Annotated in this window: 6 protein-coding genes; 3 read left to right on the top strand and 3 right to left on the bottom strand. The window is 49.5% G+C overall.

Features of this window, described 5'->3' with window-relative positions:
- The first annotated feature begins 281 nt into the window (after positions 1–281).
- Both B2633_RS03310 and B2633_RS03305 read left to right on the top strand, forming a co-directional pair.
- A complete protein-coding gene (locus tag B2633_RS03310; RefSeq protein ID WP_483169122.1) occupies positions 282–455 on the top strand; it encodes a type II toxin-antitoxin system HicA family toxin in 174 nt (57 codons plus the stop codon).
- Positions 456–479: 24 nt separating this feature from the next.
- Positions 480–869, top strand: a complete 390-nt coding sequence (locus B2633_RS03305) for a type II toxin-antitoxin system HicB family antitoxin (RefSeq protein WP_483169120.1) — start codon at positions 480–482, stop codon at positions 867–869.
- Positions 870–1,058: 189 nt separating this feature from the next.
- Here the strand turns inward: B2633_RS03305 and B2633_RS03300 are convergent, their stop codons facing one another.
- Both B2633_RS03300 and B2633_RS03295 read right to left on the bottom strand, forming a co-directional pair.
- Positions 1,059–1,835 carry an ABC transporter permease gene (locus tag B2633_RS03300; protein WP_483169119.1) on the bottom strand — a complete coding sequence of 259 codons (777 nt, stop codon included), beginning with the start codon at positions 1,833–1,835 and terminating at the stop codon, positions 1,059–1,061.
- Complete coding sequence (locus B2633_RS03295) at positions 1,819–2,469, bottom strand: ABC transporter ATP-binding protein (RefSeq protein ID WP_483169118.1); 651 nt, start codon at positions 2,467–2,469, stop codon at positions 1,819–1,821. Before B2633_RS03295 ends, B2633_RS03300 begins: the two co-directional genes overlap by 17 nt.
- 336 nt (positions 2,470–2,805) lie before the next feature.
- On the opposite strand from B2633_RS03295, the gene B2633_RS03290 reads away from it, so the two are divergent.
- Entirely contained in the window at positions 2,806–3,579 is a 774-nt protein-coding gene (locus tag B2633_RS03290) for a tyrosine-type recombinase/integrase (RefSeq protein WP_483169116.1), read from the top strand.
- A 41-nt stretch (positions 3,580–3,620) separates the two neighbouring features.
- On the opposite strand, the gene B2633_RS03285 is transcribed toward B2633_RS03290, so the two are convergent.
- Positions 3,621–5,204, bottom strand: coding sequence for a PAS domain S-box protein (locus B2633_RS03285; protein WP_483169115.1), 1,584 nt, complete (start codon positions 5,202–5,204; stop codon positions 3,621–3,623).
- Between the last annotated feature and the right edge of the window lie 267 nt (positions 5,205–5,471).

Genomic DNA, 5,471 nt, shown 5'->3' with positions numbered 1-5,471 from the left:
ACCCCCGCATACGCGGGGACCACTGGATCACTTCGCCTCGGTCGCCGCCACCGGCAGGATCACCCCCCCATACGCGGGGACCATTTTATTAGAAAATACAAGATTGAACAACAAAAGCGTACGCATACGCTTTGGGCATCTATATAGCACCACCTCCCAGGATGGGTATTTGAAAAACAAAAAAGCCCGGCTCCCGTCAGGCCCAAAATTTCTTACTTTTTTCTTAAAGCTCCTTTACTTATGCGCATTTAATGCGTATAATAATGCCATGAGGTGCGCACATGAAACGGAGGGACTTAATCAAAAAACTAGAAAACAACGGTTGGTGGAAAGCACGGGAAGGTGACAACCACACTATCTACACTAACGGGGAACGGTCAGAGCCAATCCCCAGACACAAAGAAATCAACGAGATAACAGCTAAGGCAATCCTCAAGAGAGCGGGGCTGAAATAAACTCCGCAGAAAGGAGTAATGACAATGAAAACCGCATACCCTGTTATTTTAACACCCGCAAAAAGAATGTACGCCGTAACAATTCCCGATCTGGATATATCTACTCAAGGCGCCGATATACCTGAAGCCATCTCTATGGCCCGGGACGCTATCGGCATGTGGATCTGCTATGAACAGGATGAGGGCAGAACCATCCCTGCTCCTAGCGATATTGCCAAAATTAAAACAAATGCAAAGGAAACAAAGACCCTCGTGGACATCGACATCGAAGAGTATCGCCGCGCCCACGATAACCGCACTGTCCGTAAAAATCTCACCTTACCAAGCTGGTTAAACGAACGTGCGGAAAATGCCGGCATTAATTTTTCCCAAGCCCTGCAAAAAGCCTTAAAACAGCAATTAGGGATTGAATAACAAAAGAGCCGGGGGAACGCCTGGCTCTTTCAACTTCCATAGGTTTGGCACTCTCCTGATTGTGGATCGTTTTCTTTTTTTACGTCCTTTGCTTTGACCTTTTTATTCTGTCTGCCCCCGTAGCAACATGGGCTTTTAATTCTTCCAGCGGATCAAGCCGCGGCTTTAGCGGACCGCGCCAGATATCGATCAAATAAGCTGATCTTCTTCGTTAAAAAAGCTGCGATATCCCAATTGCAGCATTAAAATAACTGTCAAGGCCACCGCTCCAAGTATTCCCAGCATTATTGCTATCTGATAAGCGACCGCGGTTGCGGGCAAAGTACCGGACAAGATCTGGCCGGTCATCATTCCGGGGAGGAAAACAATCCCCATACCGACCATGGAATTGATGGTCGGCATGATCGCGGCGTCAAAGGTGCTGTTAATAATCGACCTGGTGGCCATTTGCGGAGTTGCGCCCAGAACCAGGGCTTCTTCAACCAGATTCTTCTGTGTCGTCATGCCTTCGACCAGGGACTTGACGCCTAATGATATCCCGGTCATAGAATTGCCCACAATCATCCCGGCGATGGGTATAAAATACTGGGGATCATACCATGGATTGATGCGCACAACTACGAACAGGAAGTAAAACAGACAGGACAATGTCCCGGCCGTCATGGAGAAAGCAATGGTTTTTTTAAGCTCATGCGACAACTCTGCTTTGAACTTATTAAATACGGTATAAATCGCAAAACACTCCATCAATGCTATGATTGCTGCCGTTATCACCGGACTGGGCTTATCGAACACAAACGCGAGTATAAAACCCGCCAATATAAGCTGCACGGTCATCCTTACAGAAGAAATAAGGATCTCTTTTTCACGTTTGATCCCCCTCTGTTTAATGATCAAAAGCACCATCAGCACAAAAATATAGGATAGCATCACCTGCCATATATCCAGATTAATTATTCCGTTCATATACCGCTCTCCTGCTTATAATCTTTCCGTCCGATATTTCGATAATCTCATCTGCATATTTTTCAGCTAGCGCTTTTGAATGGGTAATCATCACCACAGATTTGCGGGTCGTTTCTATGTGCTCTGAAACCATCTTGATGATGGCGTCTTCCGTATCGTCATCCAGCGCGGACGACGGTTCATCCAAAAGATATACTGCCGGATCGCACAGAAACAGCCGTCCTAATGCCAGCCTCTGTTTTTCCCCGCCCGACAGCTGATATACAGGCGTTTCCAAATCTTTATGGAGCCGTACCCCGGAAAGGATTTTATACAGTTCGTCATCACCAGGGCTTTCTTTTTCTTGAAATCTTAAGGCTATGGTCAGATTGTCCCTTAACGTTCCTTCGTACATGGCGGGATTCTGGGACAGCATCATAACATTCCGGCGATGCTCTACAGATTTTATTTGCTTCAGGTCTTTGCCATCAAACAGAATTCGTCCCCGGGTTGGAGATATCATCTTGTTCAGCATTCTCAGAATGGTTGTTTTCCCGCCGCCGCTCGGGCCGAGAAGAACGGTAAGTCCTCTACTTATAGATAAGTTTGGAATATCAACTATGTCTTTGTACTTAACCTCAATTAACTCGAACATATTACGTCTCCTTTGCGCCCATTGCATTGACGGGGGCCATGATGCATTTCTCCGCTTCATCAAGTTCTTCTTCGCCCGCTGTTGCAGTCACATATTATTTTCTGACCGTACCGCCGGTATTTTCATTATAGCTGTTATTATGGCTCCTACGTTTTGGAATGTAGATCCTAAAAAATGTTTTAGAGCAATGCCTGCACCCCGGCCTTATCCGCCATCGCCAGAGAGCATATTGGCATAGATAATCCGATGGCCGTAAAAACTCTTTGCAGCAAATCAATAGCCATTTCCTTCCAGCGGCATATGATGTAATAATCATGCCGAAAGCAGGTGATGGGTTTGAATTACCGGGTTTGCTTCGCCGCTTACCTGCGGCGCCGGGGCCGCAGGGATGCAACAGTAAAAAGCTATGTGCTGGCCTTGGCAGAGTTCTGTAAATACAGCGGCTGTCAGGGAAGAAAACGCAGTTTGTGCAAACGGCTGGCGCCCGGGCAAGTGGAGGCTTATAAACTCTACCTCTTGAGCCGGCGGGGGCTGCGGCCCTCCACTGTGAACCGGCGCCTTTCGGCATTATCAGCCTTTGCCAGGTTTCTCATGGAGAAGAGGAGGCTGTCCTCTAATCCCCTCGAACTGGTCCCCCGCGCCGGACGTAAAACGCCCTCAACCGATGAAATACGGACTTCCTGGGAGGGTGTTCAGCGGCTCCGCGCCGAGGCACATAAAGATGTATTGAATATTCGGGATCGTGCGGTGGTGGAATTGCTTTATGCGGGATTGACGGTCAGAGAGATGTGCGGCCTGAAACATGAGCAGGGCTGGAGCCCGGACAACAACACCATTAAAGCGGGAGAGCGTCCGGTTTCCCTGCATGCCGGGGCAATCACAGCCCTTAAGCATTACATGATTTTAAGGCCGATTTTGCGGGGCGGCTACCTCCTGGTCGGCGCCGGGCCGGGATGTTCGCTGAAGCCGGGCAGTGTTTACGGTATTATACGCCGTTTGGCCCGGATATGCGGTATTAAGACAGGAGTCAGGGATGTGCGGCTGGCCGGTTATGCAGCTGAGGTCTATGGATTCAGCCCCGCCGGCATTTCGGCGGCCGTGGCGGCATAGAGCTGAATTGGCAAATCGGGCCGAGCTGAAAAGGGCTCCGCTCAGGACATTTGCGGCTGAAGCTGCGCATTAAAACAGACCCGGAAACAGGTTCCACGGGACCCTGACTCGACCTCTATGCAGGCCTGGTGGCGCTTGGCAATGCTGTGGCATACCGATAAACCCAATCCGGTGCCATTTTCTTTGGTGGTAAAAAAGGGAACCCCGATTTGGTCCAGGATCTCGCGGGGTATCCCGGCGCCCCGGTCAATAACCTCCAGAACCGCCCGGTCGCCTTCAGTCACGGTGCGTATGGTCAGGGTGCCGCCGCTTAACATGCTCTCCAGGCCATTACGCGCCAGGTTTAAGACCAGCTGGCGGATTTCCTTTTCGTCCAGCATCAGCACGGGGATTTTCCCTAATTCCAGCTGCAGGTCTTTGTCCTGTGAGCGGGCATCGGCATTCAACAACGGATAGATACTGTTAAGGATGCGATTGAGACTGACAGGCTGCAGGTCGGCTTTTTTGTCCCGGGCCATGAGCAGATACTCGGTAATGATCAAATTGACCCGGTCGATCTCCTCGATCATGAGGTCGAAATAGTCCCGTTCCGCCGTATAGAGCTGGTTCTCGCTCATAATCTGTAAAAATCCGCGGATGCTGGTTAGGGGATTGCGCACCTCATGGCCGATGCTGGCAGCGATCTCCCCCACCAGGTTTAGCCGGTTGAGACGGAGCAGTTCCTGCTGCATCTGCCTGCGTTCGGTAATATCTGCAATCGAGGCTACCCGATGTCTATTGCCAGGGATCAGCGCTATGGTCACCAGAACGTCTTTTACCAGTCCGTGCTGGTCTCTCACTTTGCTTTCAAACCGGATCGGCCCCGGCTCCAGATTTAGCGACAGCCGTTGTTCACAGTGCTTGATATGATCCCAATCATCACTGCAGAAGAATTCTGTCCACAACCGGACCCCTTCTATCTCAGCTTTACTGCAGCCACACAATTTCTCAAACTCCGAGTTAGCCAGGTTGATCAGGCCGTCTTCTCCATAAATGATCATGGCCGTGCCGGTATTCTCAAAAATGGTGCGGTAATAGGCCTCGGATTCCCGAACCGCTTCCTGCATCTGCCATTGGGCGCCGGCATTTCTGCCTACCAGCTGCAGCTCGACCAGTACCCCCGAGTTGTTGTACAAAGGCTGCACCGACCATGGCATCCAGGTCAACTCTCCTTGCATATCTACAAACCGCCAGGTGTAAGTTCCGGTAGTGTTGCCCCCCCGGCATGACTGCAAGGTATCTTTTATCCCCTGACGGTCTATTTCCGCAGCGATAGCCAGAAAGCTGCGCCCTATATAGTCGCTGCTGATTCCCCCGAAATGGCGGCAGAAGGGCTCATTGGCGAAAATGATCGTGGCATCTGGTTTCACTCTGCACACCAGATGCTCCTGATTGGAAACCACATGGTTATAGCGGGCTTCGCTTAATGCCCAACGCTCCTGAGGTTCCATATTATCGTAGATATCCATATCGATTGTTGCCGATGATTCAGGGGAATCAATCAGCATAATATGGTCGTCCGGATTGCCGTCCATACTGCGAACACGATGCGACTCGGTCCAGCCTCTGCCTTTTGCTTTTATCATAGCATCCCCGTCTCGATTGAATATTTGCCTATTTTTGGTACTTTGATATTGATTGCACTAACCCCTTTAGAAATTTTGACATACTTTGTCGCTTTTATACCATAAATTCACCTTTATTATGACAAAATTGTTATTTATTTATAAGTATAAGCCGCGTCATTCGGCCATATAATATGAGTTAGGCTACTTTGGGCTGAGCGGCAACAAGTGATTTGAAACAATTGAAAGTATTTCTTGTATTGGGCCATTAAAAAAGGTATAATACAC

It is taken from the genome of Syntrophomonas sp. UBA1041 (genome assembly GCF_002316705.1).
Taxonomy (GTDB): domain Bacteria; phylum Bacillota; class Syntrophomonadia; order Syntrophomonadales; family Syntrophomonadaceae; genus DTU019.
This window is presented reverse-complemented; position numbering and strand designations above follow the sequence as displayed.

Coding starts and splice junctions, on each gene's coding strand:
- B2633_RS03310 (WP_483169122.1), top strand. CDS start 282: ATGAAACGGAGGGACTTAATCAAAAAACTAGAAAACAACGGTTGGTGG.
- B2633_RS03305 (WP_483169120.1), top strand. CDS start 480: ATGAAAACCGCATACCCTGTTATTTTAACACCCGCAAAAAGAATGTAC.
- B2633_RS03300 (WP_483169119.1), bottom strand. CDS start 1,835: ATGAACGGAATAATTAATCTGGATATATGGCAGGTGATGCTATCCTAT.
- B2633_RS03295 (WP_483169118.1), bottom strand. CDS start 2,469: ATGTTCGAGTTAATTGAGGTTAAGTACAAAGACATAGTTGATATTCCA.
- B2633_RS03285 (WP_483169115.1), bottom strand. CDS start 5,204: ATGATAAAAGCAAAAGGCAGAGGCTGGACCGAGTCGCATCGTGTTCGC.